The sequence below is a fragment of the Paenibacillus sp. BIHB 4019 genome (genome assembly GCF_002741035.1).
Classification (GTDB): domain Bacteria; phylum Bacillota; class Bacilli; order Paenibacillales; family Paenibacillaceae; genus Pristimantibacillus.
Genome location: NZ_CP016808.1, coordinates 1,512,367 through 1,532,069 on the forward strand (window position 1 = coordinate 1,512,367; position 19,703 = coordinate 1,532,069).

General features: G+C 50.7%; 17 protein-coding genes. 5 read left to right on the forward strand and 12 right to left on the reverse strand.

What is annotated here, in order from left to right; genetic code table 11:
• Positions 1 to 134: 134 nt before the first annotated feature.
• Both BBD42_RS06360 and BBD42_RS06365 read right to left on the reverse strand, forming a co-directional pair.
• Complete coding sequence (locus BBD42_RS06360) at positions 135 to 659, reverse strand: VanZ family protein (protein WP_172455416.1); 525 nt, start codon at positions 657 to 659, stop codon at positions 135 to 137.
• 228 nt (positions 660 to 887) lie between these two features.
• Positions 888 to 1,934, reverse strand: a complete 1,047-nt coding sequence (locus BBD42_RS06365) for a copper amine oxidase N-terminal domain-containing protein (protein WP_099517483.1) — start codon at positions 1,932 to 1,934, stop codon at positions 888 to 890.
• A gap of 407 nt (positions 1,935 to 2,341) precedes the next feature.
• On the opposite strand from BBD42_RS06365, the gene BBD42_RS06370 reads away from it, so the two are divergent.
• Entirely contained in the window at positions 2,342 to 3,172 is an 831-nt protein-coding gene (locus BBD42_RS06370; RefSeq protein ID WP_099517484.1) for a sugar phosphate isomerase/epimerase family protein, read from the forward strand.
• A 236-nt stretch (positions 3,173 to 3,408) separates the two neighbouring features.
• Here BBD42_RS06370 and BBD42_RS06375 read toward each other — a convergent pair whose 3' ends face one another.
• The 6 genes from BBD42_RS06375 to BBD42_RS06400 all read right to left on the reverse strand — a co-directional run bounded on the left by BBD42_RS06375 (position 3,409) and on the right by BBD42_RS06400 (position 11,629).
• The gene (locus BBD42_RS06375; RefSeq protein ID WP_172455417.1) at positions 3,409 to 5,205 is read right to left on the reverse strand and encodes a sigma-54-dependent transcriptional regulator; all 1,797 of its coding nucleotides are present in this window, start codon (positions 5,203 to 5,205) and stop codon (positions 3,409 to 3,411) included.
• A 39-nt stretch (positions 5,206 to 5,244) separates the two neighbouring features.
• Positions 5,245 to 6,588, reverse strand: coding sequence for a four-carbon acid sugar kinase family protein (locus tag BBD42_RS06380; RefSeq protein WP_099517486.1), 1,344 nt, complete (start codon positions 6,586 to 6,588; stop codon positions 5,245 to 5,247).
• A 21-nt stretch (positions 6,589 to 6,609) separates the two neighbouring features.
• Positions 6,610 to 7,482 carry a carbohydrate ABC transporter permease gene (locus BBD42_RS06385; RefSeq protein WP_099517487.1) on the reverse strand — a complete coding sequence of 291 codons (873 nt, stop codon included), beginning with the start codon at positions 7,480 to 7,482 and terminating at the stop codon, positions 6,610 to 6,612.
• Positions 7,483 to 7,493: 11 nt separating this feature from the next.
• Positions 7,494 to 8,441: an ABC transporter permease gene (locus BBD42_RS06390; protein ID WP_099517488.1), complete on the reverse strand. Its 948-nt coding sequence runs from the start codon at positions 8,439 to 8,441 to the stop codon at positions 7,494 to 7,496.
• 78 nt (positions 8,442 to 8,519) lie between these two features.
• Positions 8,520 to 10,100: a type 2 periplasmic-binding domain-containing protein gene (locus tag BBD42_RS06395; protein WP_099517489.1), complete on the reverse strand. Its 1,581-nt coding sequence runs from the start codon at positions 10,098 to 10,100 to the stop codon at positions 8,520 to 8,522.
• A gap of 668 nt (positions 10,101 to 10,768) precedes the next feature.
• Entirely contained in the window at positions 10,769 to 11,629 is an 861-nt protein-coding gene (locus BBD42_RS06400) for a LysR family transcriptional regulator (protein ID WP_099517490.1), read from the reverse strand.
• 133 nt (positions 11,630 to 11,762) lie between these two features.
• Here BBD42_RS06400 and BBD42_RS06405 point away from each other — a divergent pair, with 133 nt between their 5' ends.
• Positions 11,763 to 12,773 (forward strand): zinc-binding dehydrogenase, encoded by a 1,011-nt coding sequence (locus BBD42_RS06405; protein WP_099517491.1) that lies wholly within the window; start codon positions 11,763 to 11,765, stop codon positions 12,771 to 12,773.
• Here BBD42_RS06405 and BBD42_RS06410 read toward each other — a convergent pair.
• Positions 12,739 to 13,650 (reverse strand): TetR/AcrR family transcriptional regulator, encoded by a 912-nt coding sequence (locus tag BBD42_RS06410; RefSeq protein ID WP_172455418.1) that lies wholly within the window; start codon positions 13,648 to 13,650, stop codon positions 12,739 to 12,741. The genes BBD42_RS06405 and BBD42_RS06410 overlap by 35 nt on opposite strands.
• A 205-nt stretch (positions 13,651 to 13,855) precedes the next feature.
• On the opposite strand from BBD42_RS06410, the gene BBD42_RS06415 reads away from it, so the two are divergent.
• Positions 13,856 to 15,343, forward strand: a complete 1,488-nt coding sequence (locus tag BBD42_RS06415) for an MDR family MFS transporter (RefSeq protein ID WP_099517493.1) — start codon at positions 13,856 to 13,858, stop codon at positions 15,341 to 15,343.
• A 225-nt stretch (positions 15,344 to 15,568) separates the two neighbouring features.
• On the opposite strand, the gene BBD42_RS06420 is transcribed toward BBD42_RS06415, so the two are convergent.
• From BBD42_RS06420 to dapA, 3 genes are all read right to left on the reverse strand, one after another.
• Entirely contained in the window at positions 15,569 to 16,054 is a 486-nt protein-coding gene (locus BBD42_RS06420; protein WP_099517494.1) for a NanQ anomerase/TabA/YiaL family protein, read from the reverse strand.
• Between the two features lie 35 nt (positions 16,055 to 16,089).
• On the reverse strand, positions 16,090 to 17,175 hold the full coding sequence (locus BBD42_RS06425) for a sialidase family protein (RefSeq protein WP_099517495.1): 1,086 nt from the start codon (positions 17,173 to 17,175) through the stop codon (positions 16,090 to 16,092).
• Between the two features lie 123 nt (positions 17,176 to 17,298).
• Entirely contained in the window at positions 17,299 to 18,189 is an 891-nt protein-coding gene (dapA, locus tag BBD42_RS06430) for a 4-hydroxy-tetrahydrodipicolinate synthase (RefSeq protein WP_099517496.1), read from the reverse strand.
• Positions 18,190 to 18,340: 151 nt separating this feature from the next.
• On the opposite strand from dapA, the gene BBD42_RS06435 reads away from it, so the two are divergent.
• Positions 18,341 to 19,027, forward strand: coding sequence for a GntR family transcriptional regulator (locus tag BBD42_RS06435; protein WP_172455419.1), 687 nt, complete (start codon positions 18,341 to 18,343; stop codon positions 19,025 to 19,027).
• A 268-nt stretch (positions 19,028 to 19,295) separates the two neighbouring features.
• Positions 19,296 to 19,637 (forward strand): bacillithiol system redox-active protein YtxJ, encoded by a 342-nt coding sequence (ytxJ, locus tag BBD42_RS06440; RefSeq protein WP_099517498.1) that lies wholly within the window; start codon positions 19,296 to 19,298, stop codon positions 19,635 to 19,637.
• The last annotated feature ends 66 nt before the right edge of the window (positions 19,638 to 19,703 follow it).

A 19,703-nucleotide genomic window follows, 5' to 3' on the forward strand; every position in this document is an offset into this window, starting at 1 on the left:
AAGGATGGCGAAATCATGTCCTTTCCTATATTTCAAGGTGAAACGGCTGTCGCCGTCCTCTGGCGGCGCAGCGCGTTTCAGTCCGAGAAATATAGTGAAAGGATGGAAGATCCTATCCTTTCCTATATTTCAATTTAACGCGACCTTCCTTTTCTATATAACAGCTTTACCATTGCCAGCAGAAGCAGGCACACCGCAATTCCGATACACGCTCCTGTAAAATCAACGACCACATCCATACGATTGCCCGTCCGGTTCAGGCTGGTTAATTGGTTTCGCTCATCGAGCGCTGCCAAGGTTACCGCCGCTAACAGCGACAGCATCGCTGGCGCAAGCAGACGTCCCTTCATGACGACGCGCAGCAGCATAAACCAGATTGCTCCTAGCATAGCATAAACGAACAGATGGGCGCTCTTGCGAAAAATAAATTCGACAAAATGATACGGATTCGTTTTGGCCTCAATCGTCTTGCCTAAATACGTGATCGACAAATCAGGCAACAGCCGAATCAGCTGCTCCTTCCCGATCCATGCTTGCAGCTTTGGCCTAATCGTCTGCTGGTCAAAGGACTGCGAGGAGAGATGAAACACGAACAAAATCCAAGCTGCCAAAATAACAAGCCATATTCCTATTATATAACGATTGCTCCTAGTTTCCACCTTGATCAGCTCCTATCCCTTCATTCCGCTCTTTCGAAACAAAACGTTTCATAATTGATCCTAATTGTATCAAATTTTCATTCCGACCTACAACTTGCTCACGCATTACCTGTTAAAAAATAAACGAAAAGCCCCCGACTTTGGATCGGGGACCTTTCATCGACTGGCTATACATCGCTCAAAGCGACCTGCCCGCTTTAGAAGGAGCTTCTTATGGCATTCAGGGCATTACGCCAACGATTCAGCATAGGAAAGCACAGTCGCCAAATCCTTCTCAAATGCGGTGCGGTACTCCGCAATAACGGCTGTGCTGTGGCCGTTAGCCGTCAGCTTGGCTGCCGTATCCGCTAATATCGCTTCGAAATCGCTTTTGATCCGGGCAACCTCCGTCTGGGCCTGCAGCTTTAGCTGCTCCTTCGTTGCTTCATCTCGCGCTGCCACAAACGACATATACAAATTCGTCAGCGTCGAGGTCGCTTCGGTTTTGAGCGTATCAAGCTTGCCCTCCGCCTCGCTTGTAATAACCTCATACGCCACCTTCGGCGTATTGTCGACTGCTCCGCCGCCTGTGCCAGGCTGGCTGCTTCCTCCGGTACCAGGCTGACTGCCTTCCCCGGTACCAGGCTGCGTGCCGCCGCTGCCCGCCGAGCCGCCGCCGCTCCCACTGCCGCCTGCTTCAGCCTGCTCCTGCTGATAAGCGGCGGTTTCGCCAGTTACAGCGCCTGTCTTGCTATCCCATTTAATCGCAGCTCCGGATGCTTCCGCCATAAAGCGGATCGGCACATAAATCGACCCTTTGGAATAAAAAGCAGACTGATTCGCAGGCAAAGCCTGTTCCTTTCCTTCAAACACGAAAGAAGCCTGCACCTCTGTCAGTCTAATTGATACGGGTGAAGCAGTCGCCGCAGCCGCAGCCGCAGCCGCAGCCGCATCATCCGCAATCGCGCCAGCAAGCTGCTTTTTCAATGCCGCCGCTTCTTCCGCCGTTGGCTCAGCTACCGTTACCGTCGCCGTCTCGCTATTCCATTTCACCGTCTTTTGAAGCGCATAAGAGACGAATCTAACCGGTACATAAGTCCGGCTTTGATATTCAAATACGTATTGACCGTTTGGCAATTCGAGCTTCTGCCCATCAAAGGCCAGGCTGACGGGAAGCGGCTTTGCAACAATCGCTTTATTGGAACTGGAATCGCCCTGCGCCGAGGCCGCATGAGGCAGCAGCATGCAAAGCATAAGGCCAAGAAGCATAACGGATTTAATTTTAAATGTTTTCATTGGGTGGTCGTTCACTCCATTCCTCGCCCGGCCCCCTTGCTCCCAAATGGCTTAGCCAGCAGCAAGCAAAATGGAAACCGTGCTTTTCCTAAAATCATCTCTTAAATAGGAAGCAGCAGCAAGGGACTCGGCTCTTATATTCAAAAACGGGTTTTGTCCGCATTCAGTCTTCATTCAGCCCTCATTCGATCGGTTTCGACATTATTCTCGCCACCTCTTGCATTTGGACCCCATTGTCCTAGCTCCTTTCAGCCCACAGCAAGACTTTGCGAAAAAAGGAAAGTCTCTTGCGGCAAATTTTGCGCATGGTACAATAACCTTATAATGTAAGAGACTGCGACGAAATAAAGTACCGCTAATTTCCTCGCAGCTCCTAATCCACATGAAAAGATAAGGCGGGATGTTGTATGTCATATTTATCGCTGAACAGCTGGAGCCTGCATAGACTGCTTGGCCCGCTTCATTGGACGTCCTGGGATGCCGAAACGCAAACCCACCAAACGACTGATCATGAGCAGCCCTTGGAGCTGACACTGCTGGAGCTGCCAGCTGTCGCAGCAGCTAAGGGCTATAAAGCCATCGAAGTATGCCATTTCCATTTCCCATCTACGGAAGCCGCTTATTTGCAGCAGCTAAGAGATTCTTTTTCGGCTGCATGTCTATCCTTTGACACACTGCTCGTCGATTATGGCGATCTCACCTCACCCGAGGCGGCACGCCGGGAAGCTGACTATCAGCTCATGCAGCAATGGATCGAAGTAGCGGCAGCTTGCGGGGCCAAGCAGGTCCGCATTATCGCCGGCGAAGCAGAGCCAACCGATCACGCAGCCATTCGCCAGTCTGCCGAAGCTTTAATCAAGCTGGTGGACTACGGCGCCGCGCGCGGGGTGAAGATCGTAACCGAAAACTTTAAATTGCTGACGAGTGTCGGAGACAGCTGTATGGAGCTGCTGGAACAGGCAGGGGATTCGCTTGATCTCATTACGGATTTCGGAAATTTCAGCGGACCAGCCAAATATGAGGATATTGGCCGCACAGCTGTGCGCAGCGTATCCATTCATGTGAAAGCGATAAATAATGAGCATGGATATCCCGATCAGGACGAGCTTCGCCGCTGCCTTGATCAGGTACAAGCTTCCGGTTTTGATGGCGCATACGTGCTCGTCTATGATGGGCCGGGAGATATGTGGGAGGGGCTGGAGCGGGTGAAAGCTGTTGTTCAGCCTTATATCGCTTAGTTATTCATAAGAAAGACAGCTAGCGAATAGGCTAGCGGCTTCCTACTAAGTGGTGTGACGCATTAAAAAATTAAGCAATGACGTATTTGTATTATAAATAGCGTTGCTGCTCGCATAAGGAAGAAGCCTTTCTCTACCGTTAACCCTATGGCAGGGAAAGGCTTCTTCTTGCTTGCACGCAACTTACATGATATATCCATATACCCACGCTGAGCCGAAGTCTTCACTTCAGCCGTTTATGAGCCGGAAGGCTTCATTTTGCGCCACAGCGTCGAGCGGTTAATGCCCAGACGCTTGGCAGCAGCAGATTGGTTCATATCCTCCTGCTCCAGTACTGTGCGAATAATATCATATTCAATCTCATCAAGCGTCTTGCTCAGATCAAGCCCGCCTGCATCGGAAGAATGCTCGGAGCCTTCATGCCCCCCGGCACCTAAGCCGGAGCCCGCCTGCTTCAGCAGCTCCACTCGCTCCGCTTCCACATATTCGCCGTCGGAGCTTCTGACAAATTGATCAATAACGTTGCGCAGCTCGAACAAGTTGCCGCGCCACTCATGTGTGCGCAGCGCCTCCATTACTTCCGGGCGCAGGCCGACAATTTGCTTGCCATAACGCTCGTTGTACATAATGAGGAACGTGCGGATGTATTCGTCCAGATCATCCAGCCGCTCCCGCAATGGAGGCATGCTGACGATTCGCCCGGCAAACGTGTCACAGAGCTTGCCGTCAAGCGCATTGCTGCTTTTCAGCTCTAGCGGACTGCGGTCAAACGATAAAATGATTTTGCCTGGCGCTGCGGCAAGCACAGGTGCCAGCTCGCGCTGATCAGCGAGCGACAGCTGGTCAACGCCGCGAATATAAATAATAAGCTCCTCATTGTCCGTTGACAGCAGCTTCGTTAATGCAGCGAGCGCTGCTGCATCATAACGCTTTGTGATGGACAGTTCAATCATTTCACTGCCGCTTTGCGGCATGGAGCTCCAGCGCTTAATGGCAAACAGCCGCTTGCCTGCTCCCGTCTCGCCAAACACAGCCAGCGGATAAGCGCGCTCGGAAGGCGACTGTCCGGCAAACTCATGATCGGTCATTACGAGCGGCGGAAAGGAGTCATCCTGCTTGCTTGTGTACATCATCGTAATGCCAGAGCCCGGCTGGTCTACTGGGCGAACCTTCAAATAAAACATGCCGTCGCCAGCCGCATCATTCATTTTGCCGCCAGATACTGCGACCTGGCGCTGCCCATCCAGCTGCACGAGCACCTCCAAAGCAACGCCCTTGTCCAAATCAGCCATATAACGGCTGAATACGGGATAATCGGCGTACAGCCCGGTTTGATTTTCAGGCAAATGGAACCACGCATTAAAAGCTTCATTGGAAAATTGGATAATGCCCTTGCCATTCACAATGGCATAGCCGGTATCCATCGTGTCCAGCAGCCGCTCGAAAGCGAGCTTCTTCTGCTTGTAGCTTTCCGATACTTTATAAATTTGCTTCGCCTGAGCGAACGCTTCAAGCACCGACTCGCGCCCAGACGTAATGAGCACCCCCTGCATGCCATGCTCATTGGCTTTGCGCACCGTAATGTTATCGCCTACTATGACTTTGACGCCCTCAGCCTTCGCAAGCTGCAGCGCCTCGTCCACCTCGCTCTCCTGCTGAACCGAGGCATAGGGTATATCAACCTCCATTAAACCGGATACCGAAATAAAGCCCTCTATAATATTAGGAAATCCGATCATCTTGATCTTCGCCTGATAGCCCTTCACAACCATCAAAATCCGCATAATATCAAAGCCGGACACCTGAATGTCAATGACGGGCAAATACGAATGCTTGCGCAGCAGTCGAGCCGTTCCGCCCCGGCTAATGATAATATCATAACCGTCCAGATGGATGCGGTTCATAAGCGGCAGCACTTCGGACAAATCGCCCTGCAGCACCTTGATTTCGAATTCCTTCAGCTCTTCCCGCAAGCTAGTTGTCAGCTCTACGAGCCCCGGGTAAGGGGCAACTACTACTATTTTTATTTTCATCCTCATCATCACCGTTGCAGTTTAATACACTCATTATAGCTAAACGCGATCCGAATGAACAGTATTGTGCCCGGCAGGGTGCGGCTTGCTGCCACCTGCACCTTGCAGCAGATGCAGCGTGCGGACGAATACATCGCCCGAGCCGAAGCCGCCCGCCTTCGTTACCCCATATACTTCTTTTGCTCCTGAAAATAACCCAATCGGCACGCCCGTCTCCACTTCGCCCTGCAGGCGGAACTTCTCCATGCCGGCGAAGCGGCAAAACTGCTTCGCCGTATCGCCTCCCGTCAAGATGAGGCGATTCAATCCATACGCCTCCATGAGCGTTGCGGCCGTACGGCCAAGCGCTTCCGCAATCCGGTCGCTGACTTCCGTCTGTCCCATGCCCAGCTTGCTTCCAGCTTCCATTGCCAGCCTGATCTCATCTGGTTCGCCGGAGGAATAGAGTACAACTGGCCTCCCCTGCTCCAAGGCAAGTGCCGCCGCAGCGTATACGCGCTTTAACTCCGCGTTGCAAGCCGCATCAGGTGCAACCATTACATGCGCCTCCAGCCGGATGCCGGCAACCTGCGGCTCAGCGAGCAGCAAGGCGAGCTGCTGGCGCGTCTTAAAGTTGACGCTCCCGATAACAGCAAGCACCGGCACAGCGCTCGTCGCCAGCTTGAGCACATTTTCACGAACGGCTCCGCCAGCTGCGGTCAGGCAACCCGCTAATCCAGCCGAACCTGCCCATATGATGCAATATTCAAGCTTCTCAAACAGTGATACGATCCCCCGCAGCTCCTGCTCGCTTTGCGCATCAAATACGAGATAATGGCATCCGTCAGCTGCCAGCTCAGCAAGCCTTTGCTTCAAATGCGCTTGACCAAGCGCCATATCAGCGCTCTTGATTAAGGCTACTCTACGCCCGGATTGTCTGCGAATAAGCTCAGGAATGCCGGAGATGGTAATCGGCGTCTTCGGATCAAGCGCAAATTCCGTCTCATGCAGCAATTGCCCATTTAAATATAAGGAACCGTCCCTCACCGTACGGTTGTATTCCGGATAGGCAGGCGTACAGACGATAAAATCCGGCTGAAGCACGTCCTGCAGCGCATCGAATTCTGCACCAAAGTTGCCCCTGAGCGTCGAGTCCACCTTTTTGAAAATCACATCAAAGGGCTTCGACTTCACATATTCAGCCGCCGTCCGCACGCGATCATACGCCTCTTGAGCAGCAAGCGAGCGGCTGTCCGTATCTATAATCACAACGTCATCATCGAAGGCTGCGGCTGTATTTTCATCAAAATTAAGCAGAACCGAAGCTTTGAGGCCGCTTCTTGCGAACTGAACGCCAGAGTCGTTAGCGCCTGTAAAATCATCTGCGATTATTGCAATTTTCAAGTCATCACCCCGCGTCCAAGATCAGCCTTTGACCGAGCCAAGCAGCATCCCTTTCGTGAAAAACCTTTGCGTAAACGGATAAATAAGCAAAATCGGCACAACCGCGAGAAATATCGAGGCCGCTTGCAGGTTTTGCGGCAGCAGCTGTACGCCGTTTACCGTAATATTTTCAAGCGAAGTACCGCCCTTGCTGGAATTAATAATCATATTGTAGAGAATGACCGTAATCGGCTGCATGCTGCGGTCCTGCAAATAAATCATCGGAATGAGGAACTGGTTCCAAATGTAGACCGCATTAAATACGCTGATCGTTGCAATAATCGGCTTGCTGAGCGGGAAAAACACCCGCCACATGATTTGCCAATCGTTCGCGCCATCGATAACAGCCGCCTCCTCCAGCTCATAGGGCAGCTCGTCGAGGAAGGATTTTGTAATGATGAGAAGAAAGGTGTTGACCGCCATCGGCAAAATCATGACCAGCCAGGAATTGACCAGCCCCAGCCCGTTATAGACGATATAGTTCGGAATGATTCCCGCCTCGAACACCCAAGTGAATAGAAACAGGAGCATGATCGTGTAGCGCCCAACCAGCCTTTTGCGTGACAGCGGGTAGGCCGTCATGAATGTCACCAGCACCGCCACAAAGCCGCCAACGACCGTATAAAAGAAAGAATTCAGCAGCCCTGCCGTTACCCCAAGCCGTTCATTGCCGAGTATATATTTGTAAGCTTCGAGATTGATGCCCTTCGGCAGCAAATATACCGAGCCTGCCACGACCGCTTTGCCGTCGCTTAAGGATGTGGCCATTATGAGCACGAACGGGTAGACGCACAGCAAGGCGACAAGGACAAGCAAAGTGTTGTTGATCAGATCAAACCAGCTAAACTTCTTCATCTTGCCGCCTCCTAGAACAACCGGGACTCGGAATATTTTTTGGATACTTTATTCGCCATCATCACGAGCACGAAAGCAATGACAGACTGCATCAGGCCAACAGCCGCGCCAAAGCTGTAATTCGGGAAGCCGTCGCTTGCGAACGCTTGGCGATACACGTAGCTTTGAATGACATCCGCCGTATCGTAAATGCTCGGGTTGTACATAAGCAAAATTTTATCCAGATCGACGGTCAATATTTGGCCGATAGCCAAAATGAACATGACGACGATCGTGCTGGAAATCGAAGGCAGGGTCACATGAATAATTTTCTTAAATCGGTTCGCGCCATCAATGTCCGCCGCTTCATACAGATGCGGGTCGATGCTCGTCATCGCCGCCATATAAATAATGGCGCTGTAGCCAAATAGCTGCCAAACATTAAGCATGACATACAGCGGGCGGAACCAGCCGGGATCAGCCATAAAGAATACGCTTTCAAAACCTGCGAAATTGAGCATTTGGTTCACTAGTCCGCCTTGGGGCGACAGCACTTTATACAAAATTGAAACGATAACCGCTGAGGAAATAAAATAGGGAAAGAAGCTGAGCGTTTGCACGAAACGCTTCACCGCCGACAGCCGCACCTCGTTAACGAATAAGGCGAAAATGATCGGGATCGGAAACACAAACAGCAGATTGAAAAAAGCGAGCAGCAATGTATTTCTGACCAGCTTCCAGAAATAAGGGTCGCTCATGAACTTGCTGAAATGCTCGAGGCCGATCCATTTGCTGCCCATTATGCCTTTAAATATGCTGTAATCCTGAAACGCAATGACCAGCCCGAACAGCGGCAGCAGCTTGAATAAAATTAAATGAATCAGGCCCGGCAGCAAAATCAAATATAAAATTTTGGCGTCCCACATCCGCTTAAGCAGTCCGCTATTTTTGGATGTTGCCCGTTTTGCGATTGAGCTCATCTCAGCCCACCTCTGGATTCAAATTGAAGGGCAGCCCCTCTCTTCCCAAACGCCGGAGCGAAAGGAGCCGCCTAAAGCTTATTTAGACATAGCGTCGTAGGCGGCCTGGTCGATATCGGTCAGCTTGTTGTAGCCCGCCTGCTCCATTTCGCCAAGGAAAGCATCCCACTCGGTCAGGCTGCGCTGGCCGCTGATGAATTTCACAAGCGCCGCATTCAGCGCCTGCTTCACATTCGCGAGAAGCGTCGTTCTTTCTTTCAATTGATCCGTCGAATATTTCAGCGAGCTGAATTCCTTGGATGTGTATTTGTCGAAAAACGTTGTTGCAAAGGACTTCGTCAAATCATCCATCCACTGGTAATACGCTTCATTGTTGACAGGTACCGGGAACGTCAGGCGATCCTGAAGGAAGTTCCATACCGGCGTGCCAATCGGCTTGTTGCCCTGCTCCTCGAATTTGACGGTAAATGCCTTCTTGCCGCCTTCCTCCTTGTAGGACTTGCCTTCTACCCCGTAGTCCATCAGCGTTCTGCCTTCATCCGAGAACATGTAGTCCATAAATTTGATAATGCCTTCCGCTTTGTCCTCCGCCTTCTCATTAATGACGAAAACCCGGTCCATTCTGTATTTCTCTTCTGTTGGAGGCAGCATCGTCTGATTGCCACTCGCATCCTTGAACGGTTCCATTACTTTAATGCTGTATTTCGGATCATTTTCCGGTCCGCCGTTGTTCATGAACCACGATGGGCGAGTGAAGAAGTCGCTGCTGATTGCGCCTTGGCCCGTCAGCATTTTTGTCTGCCATGATTCCTCGGTTGCGGTACCAGCTACCCATTCTGGATCAATGAGCTTATCTTGGTACAATTGCGCATACCACTCGATGAGCGATTTAAAGCCCGGCGAATAAATATCCGATCCTTTGCCATTCTCATAAATGCCATGCACTTTGCCATCGACGATTTTGTCATTAGCCGCAAAAGCTTCCTGGAACTTCAAGTAGCCGTCCCGCCCTGTAAACGGGTAGAAATTAGCTGTATCCTTGTACGTTTCCTTTAGCTTTTTCAGTACATCTGTAAACTCCTGAACCGTCGTCGGGTTCGCCGTAATGCCTGCCTTCTCAAACATATCGGCCCGGTAAAAGGTTACATTCGATATTGTCGGATATTCCTGCGCCAAGCCAAAAATTTCGCCATCCTTCGTCGTCATCAGCTTGGCGTAATCCGGATTCGCATCCAGATAAGCTTTAATGTTTGGCGCGAATTTATCAATATAGGGCTTTAGATCAATGAACAGCCCTTGGCCGCCGTATACCTCAGATTGTGCCAGCGAGACGATGCCGGAATCCGGGAACTGGCCGGAGCCGATTTTGAGCTCCAAATTTTTCTTGTAAGCATCATCATCTTCACCGCCGTTCACCAGTTCAACCTTCGTATTCGTCTTCTCCTCAAGCACAGGGTACCAATTCAAATCCTGAAGCCAATTCGTATATTTTCCCGCCATCATATAGGAAAAGGTTGTCGTTCCTCCGGCCGATCCTTCATCTGTACCCGTTGAAGCTGAAGGAGCCGCCTTATTTCCTCCATTGGAGCAAGCGGTCATTGCAAGAAGCAGCACCATCGACATCGTCGTAACGGATTTCCAATTCCATTTGTTGTTCATTTGAGCATTCTCCCCCAATTGTCATTTGGCTTGCATAAGTAAGCACTAACAATTCGAACATCTCCACTCCATTAATTGTTGCTTATTACAACACATTTCAGTAAATCAATTGACCTCCTGCGAAATGTAATCGCTTTCTTGTATCTAAATTATCGCAAAATAGAGCAAATTGCAACCATTTTTTCTAGGAACAAGCTTCTGGTGAAGTTTACCTTTTGGCATTTGCAACAAATAGTTGCGATTTCCTTACCTTTAGTTGAAGCTTCATCCCTTCAGGCGCCTCAATTTCTAATAAAATCAGAGCACTGACTTTAAAAAATAAAGGCTATAGTATGAAATTAAAGCTCTTACTTATCAAGTCCGCATAGATTCCCCATTTTTTAGTTTCATTTAGCAACACTATTGCCTTAGAGGACTTCAATAAATCGGATCAGAACCCTTCGCTTTTCCAAGTGGGCATATCAAAACGGGCGATCATTATTGCGGGGAACTGAACGCATATTACATATGTCAGCTTCTTCGAGGACTGGATACGGGGCGCCGGCAAAAATAAATGGCCATGGGACAGCTTCCCGATGGAATAGCAATAATAGGAAAAAGCCCACTCCTCGAAGCGGGCTTCTTCACGTGCGAACGCATAGCTGTACGGTCACAGAATTATAGAGCTTTCATATACCCCTTTCTCCAATCATCGTGAGCAGGCTTAATAAGGCGCTTGAGCCCTTCATATCGGAGCGAAAAATAAATTCGACAGGCAGGTCCCTATACGCTTCCGGCAGTTGATGAAAGGAGACTAAACCTTCCTTTGCCGCCTTGGCGATTGCGGATTTCGGCAGCAGGGAGACGCCAAAGCCCGCCGACACCCCCTTGACGATTAAATCCAATGTGCCGAACTCGCGAATTTCATAGGAAGTCCGCCCGCTTTCGTGTAAAAAATGCTCTGCCCTCGTCCGATGCGTACAGCCCACGTCAAAAAACAGCATTGGCTTAGCCAGCAGCTCGGCCCTATTGTCCTTGCCTGCTTCCGATACGAGTACCAGCTCCTCAGAAAAGGCCTGTACACAGCCGATATTCCGTTCCTCAATCGGACCATACACAAAGGCGCCATCAAGCTCGCCTCTAACAACCTTTTGCACGAGCGAATGGGTTCCGCCTGTAGATAGAGATAGCTGGACAGCAGGAAACTCAGACTGATAGCGGCTAAATAGCGGAAGCAAATGCGTCAATGCAGCCGTCTCAATGGAGCCGATTCGCAGCGGCCCGACGGGCTGCTCGCTATATTTGGTTGTACGAGCCGCTTCATCCAGCAAGGCCAATATACGGTCAGCGTATTGCAGCAGATTTTCGCCCGCCTCCGTTAAAGCCATCCCTCGATTGGAGCGAACGAATAGCGGGAGCCCCAGCTCCGACTCCAAATATTGAATTCGGGTCGTCACGTTGGACTGCACATAGTTCAGCGCCTCAGCCGCCTTCGTCGCACTGCCCTCGCGGGCAACCGCACGGAATATTCGCAAATCCCCGCTTTCCATCTCGTCCACTCTTTTCACTATGATTATTTGTGATAGCGACTATCTAATTCAATCATTTTACTTGATGATTTTCGCTGTGTACAATTCGTTTAGCTAAGAGCTACATCAACGATTATTGGCAGGAGGAATTAGAATGAAGGCAATTTCACATAGAGGAGCAAGCGGGATCGAAGGACTCAAATACGAGGAAAGTGCCGATCTCAAGCCGGGGACTGGCGAGGTAAAAATACGGCTGATGGCGGCCGGAATCAACCATCGGGATTTATTTCTAATGGCGGGGCGAACGGCATCAGACGATCCGTTCATTCTCGGCTCGGACGGCACAGGAATCGTGGAGGCAGTCGGCAGTCTGGTCAGCAGTGCCACCATTGGCGATGAAGTGATTATTCATCCTTGCATAGGCTGGGAAAAAACAGATGAAGTTCCTCCAGTGCCCGCTATATTAGGCTGCCCCTCAAACGGCACATTGGCCCAGTATGTTATTGTTCCAGCGGCAAATGTGTTTTCCAAGCCAGCCTATTTAAGCTGGGAGGAAGCCGGGGTGCTGCCCTTGTCCGCCTTGACCGCCTATCGGGCGCTGTTCACGAAAGGGCAATTGCGGCGGGGAGAGCATGTTTTGATCCCCGGTATTGGCGGCGGGGTCGCTACCTTCGCCATGCTAATGGCGCTAGCAGCAGGGGCAACGGTAAGTGTAACCTCCCGCAGCAAAGCCAAGCAGCAAGCGGCTGTCGAACAAGGAGCTAGCTTCGCTTTGGACAGCCATAGCGACTGGAGCAGCGGCTTGGGGCGGCAAGCCGTCGATCTGATTCTGGATAGCATTGGGCCGGCAACCTTCGGGCAATATTTCGAGGTTATTAAGCCGAACGGACGCATCGTCACCTTCGGCGCAAGCTCCGGGGATGAAATCACGATTCCGATCCGGGCGCTATTTTTCCCCCAGGTCAGCATAATCGGCACTTCCATGGGCAGCCGCGAGGAATTTGCCTCCATGCTTGCGTTCGTGGAACAGCATCAGCTCCATCCTGTCATAGACCGCGTTTATCCTCTTGCGCAGGCCAAAGAGGCCTTTGAGAGCATGGAGCGCGGGGAGCAATATGGAAACATAGGCATTAGCATGTCAGAGTGTCCGTTCGATCCTGCTTGATATCCATTAAAAATTTTTCCAGCTGGAGGGTGAGGCTCTTCAGCTCATGCTCCAGCTGCAAGAAGCTAATGAGCGCTTGTATTATGACCACTTTAGGCTGCTCCCGCTTAAATTCATCGGCGAGCGCCTCGACTGCCTGCGTCAGCTGTGCCCGTCTGGAGTTTGTAAGGACAAGCTCCTTAATCATCGCCAGCATCGCTTCGAGCAAATAATCCCGCTGCTGCTCATCCGGAATCCGCTTGCCTTCCTTCCTTTGGCTGATCACATCGCCCATAAGTGCATCGGTTAGAACAGGAGCCTGCTGCTTCGCCAAAATGTTTGCAGCTATCTCCTCCAGCCGTTCCACAACAAAGAAGGAAATATCCTTAACGCGGAGAGGCTTATTTTCAAAAATCATCAGGAAGTTAAACTCTTTAACCATCCCGCTGTAGACAGTCGCAATATCCCAAATATGAGGCTTTATTTCTTCACCCAGCAGCCGAATCAAGCTTTGTTGATGAAAGTCGAGCAGCCTGGTTCGCATTTGCATGACGAATGGCGCCATTTCCTTCTTCGTTTTGATGAGCTGCCTCATCTCCTGCATAATAAACTTGTTCAATAGGAAAAACTCCAGCGTCACTTCCGTTTCCCGCATAAAAATTTCCCGGGCAGAAAGGCCCGGCTGCAAACGGATGCTCTCAAGCTGCTCGTTAAACTTATCCTGCTGGCTCAATTGAACTTCCTTGAATAATTCCTCTTTGGACGGAAAAAATTTATATAAAGAACCTTTTGCGATTCCACAGTCATCGGATATATCCTGTATCGACGTCGCCACATAGCCCTTCTCCGAAAAATGGCGGACGGCCGATTCAATAATTCTGTCTCTAATCAGGCTCAATAAAATCCCTTCTCTCAAAATCATTTGACTTTCAGCAAAAAATCGATAAAATAAAGCCTAGCGTGACCGATCAGTTTTACAAAGAAACCACGAGTCAATCTTACGCAATCTGCTCCTTCTTCGTCAAGGAGCGGCTCGCTAGGCTGGCTATTTCTTTGAGCTAAGATCGGCATAAGAAACCTAAGAGAGGGCGAGGAGCCTACACATGTCTACACCAAACGCTTCACAGTTAGCCTCAGAGCCGGATTTTTCCATCAAATCGATATTGGCGCCGCTTCTTGCCGTCATTATTGGGATGATGATGGTCATTTTGGACAGTACCGTCGTCAATGTTGCCGTTCCTAATTTGCAGCATTATTTCGACAGCTCGCTCAAGACGATCCAGTGGACGATCACGGGCTATACCCTTGCTTTATCCGCCGTTATTCCGCTTGCCGGATGGATGACCGATAAATTTGGCGCCAAGCGGATTTTTCTAATTACCATTGCCCTGTTTACACTAGGCTCCGTGCTCTGCGCATTAGCGCAAACACCGGAGCAGCTGATCTTGTTCCGCGTGCTTCAAGGCATTGGCGGCGGCATGGTGTCCCCGATCGGGATGGCGATGATTTTCAAAATGGCACCTGCCAACAAACGCGGAGCTGTTATGGGCATGCTCGGCATTCCTATGCTGCTCGCTCCTGCGATTGGCCCAATTTTGTCAGGCTGGCTGATCGGCTTTGCCTCATGGCACTGGATTTTTCTAATCAACCTGCCAATCGGTATTGCCGCATTATTCGTCGGTATGAAATATTTGCCGAAGCTTGAACGTCAAAAAACGCCTGCTCTCGATATTATCGGGATGATCTTGGCCCCTATCGCCTTTTCCATGCTGGCATTCGGCGTTAGCGAAGGGGGAACCGACTGGGGCTCGGCCAGAACGTTGACCGGTCTCATCGTAGGCGGATCGGCTCTTATTCTATTTATTATTGTTGAGCTGCTTCAGAAGCAGCCTCTGCTGGAGCTGCGTGTTTTCCGCTCGTCCGATTTTACTCGCAGTATTATTTTATCATGGATTTCACAAATTGCCTTGTTCGGTTCGATTCTAATGATTCCGCTGTACTTGCAAACCGTCAGGGATTTCACTCCGCTTGAGAGTGGTCTAACGACGCTGCCGATGGCGATTTGCTCGATGATTTTCATGCCTATCAGCGGACGGCTGTTCGATAAATGGGGAGCTCGTCCATTAGCTATGGCCGGTTTGTCGGTGATTACGATTGCCCTGTTCTTGTTGTCCCGGATTCATGTGGATACGGCGATTGTTATGGTCATGATTCCACTTGGCATGATGGGTATGGGCATGGGCTTGTCGATGATGCCGCTTAACACCCATGTGCTGAACTCAGCGCCGCGCAGACTCGTCAGCCGCGTGACGCCTCTGACTTCAGCTAGCCAGCAGGTCGTTACTTCCTTTGCAATAGCTGGGCTGACCGGATACTTCTCCTCTCAAGCAACCTCGCATATTAAGGAAGCGGGAGCAGGCGGCAATATGCTGGAAAGCACCTCTCTGGCATTTGGAGATACTTTCTTGCTCGCAGCTGGCATCGCGATAGCAGGCGTATTATTGAGCACGATTCTGCGCAAGCCGAAGCTCAAGGATGATCATGAGCAAGAGGAAGATGCGCCAGACCCTGCGATGATGATGGGCCATTAATTCCTAATGGCGTTTAAGCAATAATTGTTGTTGAAGCAAAAAATGTATTTTTAAGCAAATCTAAAAGGCTGATTTCTGCACGCTGCAGCAATCAGCCTTTTTATTTACATGCAAAAGGCAAAAAGGCACCTGCGATCTGAGCGTTTGGATCGAAGGTGCCGCTGCTTATGCTGCTTATTTTAAGATGCTACTTATGATGCTGCTTCTTTCATACTCTCTTCTTCGTTAAGAAACCGCCGAATTCTCAAACAGCGAGACGTGCAGCTTCACGACCGCCTTGCGTATCGTCATTTCCGCTTCAACGCTGCAGCATGGACGGTGGATATCATACGGGAAAAAGACAGCAAACATGCCGGGCGTAAGCACTATGTCCGATTCATCGCTTACATCCTTATACGACAAGCGGTCGCGGCTATCCAACTCGTCTGCTGTAACGACAGCTTCCCCATTATCGCGGGCGACGCGAATGAGCTCCCGTCCTTTCAGCAGCAGCTGAATGTCGATATATTGCTTGTGGGACTCCGCCAGCTGCTCTTCCGCTGGACGGGTCTCCACATGCTGGACGAGCACAAATAGGCGCTCGCCATCAATTTCATATTTTCCAGCCGGTGTATCCTCCGTCACTTCCTGCTCCAGCCATGCCAGTGCCTGCCGAAATGGCGGCAGCCAGCCCGGCTCCTGCTCCCAGCTTCGCAAATCGCTAATGATCATCCTGATCCGCTCCTTTATAAATGGATTTATCCATGTTACGGTCTGAGTATCGTGCCGCCAATATAGCGAACGCCGCCTCTTTGCTGAATCGTATCCTTCGCATCATTGAAATAATAAGTCGCCAATATTTCTCCGGCGGTTGTCTCGACAGCTCGCGGATAGCCAAGATCATTGCTGCCGCCATCGTCACGTAAAATCAGCTCCGGGCCCCAGCTTAGCCCATTATCCTCGCTTACCCTTGCCCGAATGCCGAATGGCGGCCTTCTGAAGCCATAGACGGCAAACAGCCTGCCATCCTCCATTAGCGTCAAATGCACCGTATCGCCATGGTCGTTGATGCGCGAGACGAAGCGCCACGTCAGCCCGCCATCGTCCGAGGCGTAAAGCTCGCACCATGCCGCCACCATCGCCGGCTTGCATCTGACTGCAACCATAATGATGCCATCCTTCATTAGAACCGGGGATGGACAAATCATTCGATACTCCTCGCTATGCGGCATTAACGACACAAGCGACCAATTGCAGCCATCATCGAAGGAAGCGAAGACGACGGGGCGATCATGCGGATTATTTCGCGGCCTTGCCGTCAGAAAGAGCAGAACAACACCGTCTGGCCGCACAATATACGATGGCCTGCCTTGATAGCGGGGAATGCCACAATCCGGCAGCATCACTGGCTCGCTCCAGGTCGCGCCTGCGTCACGCGACATTTTCACCCACGCCTGGGCGTGGTCAACGGCGGAGTTCGGCGTGCACCAGCATTCGAGCAGCGTATTGGGGTCGGAGAAATCGAAGCCCTCCTCGAACATATGCGGCTTGCCATACGGGAGTTGATCCAGCAGCTTGTAATTGTCGGCGATTTGCGCGGCCTCCTGCCAGGTGCGGCCACCATCAAGCGTGCGGACGGCAGCGATGCGCCCGAAGGTTTCTACCCGGTCATGGTTCAGGTTTCCTGGAATCTGATAGTCACAGCCAATGCTCATAAACGCGAGCAAGATGTTTCCTTCGCTTATTTTCCACATACCACCATTAAAAGGCCAAGAGCAAAATTCATTGTCTTTGCGGTAAATTTCAATATGCTGCAGCTGCTGCGGTTTCACTGGCTTCGTGTATCGACTCATCTCGTCATCCCCCTTGGGCTGGCGTAAACGGGCTATTTGCTGTGAAGCGACGGCAAAGGCCCGTTTCGCGGTAAGCATAAGTAGAGCGGCCAACAAGCGTGCAACCGGGCAAGGCTTATTTTTTCATAAAAGTCCCTGCTGCCGGTACTTCTCAACCATCAGCTTCAATTCGCCATATGCTGCCGGTGTCAGCGGTGCTACCGGACGGCGGGATGGGCCAGCAGGCACGCCGATCTCATTGAGCACCGCCTTCAATACCGAAGGCAGCGTGCCCAAGGAAAAGGCACTACGCAAATCCCGCAGCACCCGCTGCGCCTCCTCTGCCTCCCTATACTGCTCCGCCTGAAAATGCTCATAGATCGCCGCCACCTGCGCCGGAAATACATTAGCCGTTGCTGCAATCGCACCGCTGCCGCCCGCCATAAGCGTCGGTAAAATGAGCGAATCCGTTCCCGCCATCACCGAGAAGGAATCCGGTGTCTGTCCGATATATTGCAAAATCATATCAAAGCTGCCGCTGCTGTCCTTAATGCCGACAATATTCGGGATTTTCGCAAGCTCGGCTACCGTTTTGGGCTGCAGCGCATTACCTGTGCGGGCCGGGATGTTGTACAGCAAGACGGGAATCGCAACCGCTGCCGCTACCTGCTCAAAATGATAAATAAGCTCCTGCTGAGTAAACGAAAGGAAATAAGGAGTAATGACCGAGAGCGCATCGACGCCTGCTTCCTGCAGCCGCTTCGCCAGCCGAACCGTTTCCAATGTGCTCGCACAGCCTGCTCCGGCATAAACCGGCACGCGGCCCTTCGCTTCCCGCACAATGATTTCCGCTATCCGCACCTTCTCCTCGAAGGAAAGCGAGAAAAACTCGCCATTTGTGCCCAGACAGAACAAGCCATGAACGCCAGCGGACCTAAACCTCTCCACCATTAGACAAAGCGCCTGCTCGTTCAGCTCCTCCTGCTCATCGAACGGTGTAACCATCGCCGGAATAATACCTTTCGCCAATTCCATCGCTAGTCCTCCTTTTTAAAGTAAGCCCTTACATTTCATTTCGCGCCATATGCTGCTTGCCCGCCTGCACGACGATGCCAAGCTGGACACCCCCTCAAATATGATGTATATAAGATTTAAGAAGAAACTGTTGAAAGCGTGGTGCTGCAATATGGATTTGCCGAAAATTGATAATTCTAACCTGTGGGACAAAACCTATAACCTGTTAAAGGAAAAAATCATCCGCCGTGAATTTCTCGGCAATCAGAAGCTGCTCATTCCTGAGCTGGCTGCCCAGCTTGGCGTTAGCCGAACGCCGATTCGCGACGCCTTAAACCGTCTGGAAATGGATGGTCTTGTGAAGACGGTATCCAAGGTCGGCACCTTCGTCAATGCTATTGAAGTACAAGACGTAATGAATGTTACCGATACGCGGATGATGCTGGAATTTTGGGTGGTGGACAAGCTCAGCTCCTGCACGAAGCAACAGCTTCATGAAGAAATTAGCAGGCTGGAAAGCATTGTCGAGCTGTCACTAAGCGAGCTTGAAGCCCTTCCGCTCGATCAGTATTTGCAGAAAGACTACAATCTGCTGTTCCATTTGGAATTCATGCAGCTTGGGCGAAACAGCCATAATGCAGCCATCTATAAAAGCCTGATGAACTATCGTTTCATCGCTGCAAGCAGCTCGCTTATCAGCAAAGAAATGGTAGCTGCCGCCATTAAGCAGCATCAGAACATCATTGCTGTCCTAAAGCTTGGCGATGCGGAACAAATGCGCGCGGTTATTCGTGAGCATCTGGAGGACTCTAAAAATCGCCTCATTGCTAAAATCACAGCAAATGGCGGCTCCATTTAGCATGGATTTGCATTTGGCCATTCTTTCTTCTGTTTTGCGGTTTTGAGGTTTGAGGTTTAGCGTTTGATAACCTTTGAAGCCTTTAACGATAAATGTTGTATACATCATTTAATGCTTATAATATAGCTTAACCCCTCAGCCTCGTCAATCCTTCTCTTTGCACCCTGCCCAATTAAAAGGCAAGATGACTTTTTGCGCGGAGAAGGGTACAATAAAGGGAAGTAAGCTAATATCTATTATTGATTAACAGACAAAAGGAGTGTTACAAATGACACAATATCGTGAAATAGATTCAGCTGAGCAATGGGATGCCGCTTTGGAAGGCTCGAAAGACCGTGCCCTGGTTGTTTTCAAGCATAGTACGACTTGCCCGGTCAGCGCGAACGCACACCGCGAGTTCACAGCCTACCTGGACGCCAATCCGCGTCAGGATACCGATTATGTCCTTGTAAAGGTCATCGAATCTCGCCCAGTATCAAACAAAATCGCTGAAGATACATCGGTTAAGCACGAGTCGCCGCAAATTATTTTCATCCAAAATCAAGAGAAGGTTTGGAGCGCTACGCACTGGGCAATCACGTCCGAGCATATTACAGCAGTTCTTGACTAATCGAATGGCCGCTGCAAAATAACTTTCTTTTGTAAAAGCTTAAAGACCGAGCCGCTTGTTATCGCA

Excerpts from the sequence above, each read along its gene's own strand:
- BBD42_RS06365 (WP_099517483.1), bottom strand. The coding sequence starts at position 1,934 with ATGAAAACATTTAAAATTAAATCCGTTATGCTTCTTGGCCTTATGCTT.
- BBD42_RS06370 (WP_099517484.1), top strand. The coding sequence starts at position 2,342 with ATGTCATATTTATCGCTGAACAGCTGGAGCCTGCATAGACTGCTTGGC.
- BBD42_RS06375 (WP_172455417.1), bottom strand. The coding sequence starts at position 5,205 with ATGAAAATAAAAATAGTAGTAGTTGCCCCTTACCCGGGGCTCGTAGAG.
- BBD42_RS06385 (WP_099517487.1), bottom strand. The coding sequence starts at position 7,482 with ATGAAGAAGTTTAGCTGGTTTGATCTGATCAACAACACTTTGCTTGTC.
- BBD42_RS06390 (WP_099517488.1), bottom strand. The coding sequence starts at position 8,441 with ATGAGCTCAATCGCAAAACGGGCAACATCCAAAAATAGCGGACTGCTT.
- BBD42_RS06395 (WP_099517489.1), bottom strand. The coding sequence starts at position 10,100 with ATGAACAACAAATGGAATTGGAAATCCGTTACGACGATGTCGATGGTG.
- BBD42_RS06400 (WP_099517490.1), bottom strand. The coding sequence starts at position 11,629 with ATGGAAAGCGGGGATTTGCGAATATTCCGTGCGGTTGCCCGCGAGGGC.
- BBD42_RS06405 (WP_099517491.1), top strand. The coding sequence starts at position 11,763 with ATGAAGGCAATTTCACATAGAGGAGCAAGCGGGATCGAAGGACTCAAA.
- BBD42_RS06415 (WP_099517493.1), top strand. The coding sequence starts at position 13,856 with ATGTCTACACCAAACGCTTCACAGTTAGCCTCAGAGCCGGATTTTTCC.
- BBD42_RS06420 (WP_099517494.1), bottom strand. The coding sequence starts at position 16,054 with ATGATCATTAGCGATTTGCGAAGCTGGGAGCAGGAGCCGGGCTGGCTG.
- BBD42_RS06425 (WP_099517495.1), bottom strand. The coding sequence starts at position 17,175 with ATGAGTCGATACACGAAGCCAGTGAAACCGCAGCAGCTGCAGCATATT.
- dapA (WP_099517496.1), bottom strand. The coding sequence starts at position 18,189 with ATGGAATTGGCGAAAGGTATTATTCCGGCGATGGTTACACCGTTCGAT.
- BBD42_RS06435 (WP_172455419.1), top strand. The coding sequence starts at position 18,341 with ATGGATTTGCCGAAAATTGATAATTCTAACCTGTGGGACAAAACCTAT.
- ytxJ (WP_099517498.1), top strand. The coding sequence starts at position 19,296 with ATGACACAATATCGTGAAATAGATTCAGCTGAGCAATGGGATGCCGCT.